Genomic DNA, 2,129 nt, shown 5'->3' with positions numbered 1-2,129 from the left:
GGCCAATTACGACGCGACGCTGAAGAACCTGCGCTCGGCGCAGGCGAGCCGGTTGCGATAGTCCTGGTCGTCGATGCGGGCGAGCACGTCGCCCTTCCTCACCGTGGCGCCGATCCCGGCGATGCGTTCGATGAGCTTGCCGGATACGCGGAAGCCGAGGTCGCTTTCGAGCCTCGGGCGTATCTCGCCGACGGCGGTGCGGGTGTCCGCGCCGAGCATCGGGGCGACGGCGACGGCCTTGACGAGCTTCGTCTCGGGTGCGGCCGGCGTGGCGTTCGAGGCCTCGCTTCTGGCGCCGTGCCAGACCACGGCGGCACCGCAGGCAAGAACGGCGATCGATCCGGCGACAAGGCGGCGCCTCGACGGCCCGTTACGGAAGAGTGCGGCAATCATGTTGTCTCCATCACCAAGGTTGCGGTCGCACCGGGAGGATGCGGCGACCGGGAAATATGTTGGCTGGAGAGGGGATCGGGCGTTGCGGCCTGTCTTTCGCCAGCCCGATCTTCTTGCGGTTTCCGGCCCGGGAACTCCCGAACGGTTTCTGAAAATTTTCCGATGTTTGGGTGAGACGGCCTTGGAACGGCGCCGGGAGACGCCGATGCCGACGGTCATACCGTCCAGAAATAGCGCACGATGTGGAAGAAGATCGGCGCGGCGAAGACCAGGCTGTCGGTGCGGTCGAGCATGCCGCCATGGCCCTCGATCAAATGCCCCCAGTCCTTGACGCCCTGGTCGCGCTTGATCGCCGAGGCGACGAGCCCGCCGAGAAAACCCATCGTGCAGGCGACGAAGGCGACCGCCGAAGCCTGCAGCGGCGAGAACGGCGTGATGAAGGACAAGAGCGCGCCGAGCAGGCTCGACGCGGCCAGTCCGCCGATCAGGCCCTCCCAGGTCTTCGAGGGCGAGACGGTGGGCGAGAAGCGGTGTTTTCCGAACAGCTTGCCAAAGATGTACTGCAGCACGTCGCTGCCCTGCACGACGATGATCAGGAAGGCGATGAGCAAGAGGTTGCGGCCTTCGAAGCCCGGCACGTTGAGCGTCAGCAGGGCAGGGACGTGGCTGACGCAGTAGACCGAGATCATGATCGCCCATTGCTGCGCGGCGATGCGCTCCAGGAAGCGCTCGGTGTCGCCATGCAGCGCCGTGATCGCGGGCATCAGCAGGAAGCAGTAGACCGGAATGAAGATGACGAAGAGGCCGTACCAGGCGGTCCACACCAGCCAATACTGGAACGGAATGACGATGCCGAACATGCCGAGCAGCACCCAATGGTCGCTGCGACGGCTGTGCGTCAGCGTCACGAATTCGCGCAGCGCCGCGAACGAGATCAGCGCGAACAGGATCGTCATGCCGTAGCGGCCGAAGAAGAAGGCGACCGTCATCAGCGCCACCATGACCCACCAGGCGTTGATGCGCTGAGTGAGGTTGACGAGCGTCGCGCTCAGCGGCTTCGGCGCGTGCATCGAAAGGATGCCGGCGGTGACGCTGGCGGTGCTCAGCACCACGAAAAGGCCGATGATGAGAATGCTGATTTCGTGGCGCATCAATCGTCTCGGTCGGGGCGCGGGTTGAGCGCCAGAAGCGCTGAGCGGGCGCGCTCGAGGAAGGCGCGGCGTTCCTCGCCCGGCGCCACCGCCACCGGTGCGCCGAAGACGACGCGGCAAAGCAGCGGTACCGGCAGGAACTGGCCTTTGGGCAGCACGCGCGACATGTTCTCGATCCAGCAAGGGATCAGTTCGACGTCCGGCCGCGCCATCGACAGATTGTAGAGCCCGGAGCGAAAAGGCAGCAGCTCGTCGCTCATGTTGCGAGTGCCTTCCGGGAAGATGATCAGCGAGTGGCCCTGGTCGAGCACGGAGAGCATGACGGAGATCGGGTTCTCCGCCTCGCTTGTCCATTGCCGGCTGATCAGCACGGAGGACAGCATGTCCTCGGCGATGAAGCGGCGCAGCCGCGACTTGCCCCAATATTCGGCAGCGGCCACCGCATGCGTGATGGCGCGCTCCGTCTCGCTGAGGCAGGCCGACAGCAAAATGAAATCGCCATGGCTGGTATGGTTGGCGAAGTAGATGCGCTGCCGGTCGGACGGCTGGCTGCCGCTCCAGATCGGGCGCACGCCGGTCACGGCC

The 2,129-nt window shown here is 65.3% G+C and carries 3 protein-coding genes; all 3 read right to left on the bottom strand.

The window, feature by feature from the left end; genetic code table 11:
• Positions 1 to 6: 6 nt before the first annotated feature.
• Entirely contained in the window at positions 7 to 393 is a 387-nt protein-coding gene (locus tag EOA29_RS34070; protein WP_127222238.1) for a biotin/lipoyl-binding protein, read from the bottom strand.
• A gap of 215 nt (positions 394 to 608) precedes the next feature.
• Entirely contained in the window at positions 609 to 1,544 is a 936-nt protein-coding gene (locus EOA29_RS34065; protein ID WP_126094434.1) for a phosphatidate cytidylyltransferase, read from the bottom strand.
• Entirely contained in the window at positions 1,544 to 2,125 is a 582-nt protein-coding gene (locus EOA29_RS34060; protein WP_245468683.1) for a lysophospholipid acyltransferase family protein, read from the bottom strand. Before EOA29_RS34060 ends, EOA29_RS34065 begins: the two co-directional genes overlap by 1 nt.
• Positions 2,126 to 2,129 lie beyond the last annotated feature (4 nt).

The organism is Mesorhizobium sp. M1E.F.Ca.ET.063.01.1.1, assembly GCF_003998155.1.
GTDB lineage: Bacteria > Pseudomonadota > Alphaproteobacteria > Rhizobiales > Rhizobiaceae > Mesorhizobium.
The sequence above is the reverse complement of the archived record's forward strand: the minus strand, read 5'-3'. Positions and strand labels throughout refer to the sequence as shown.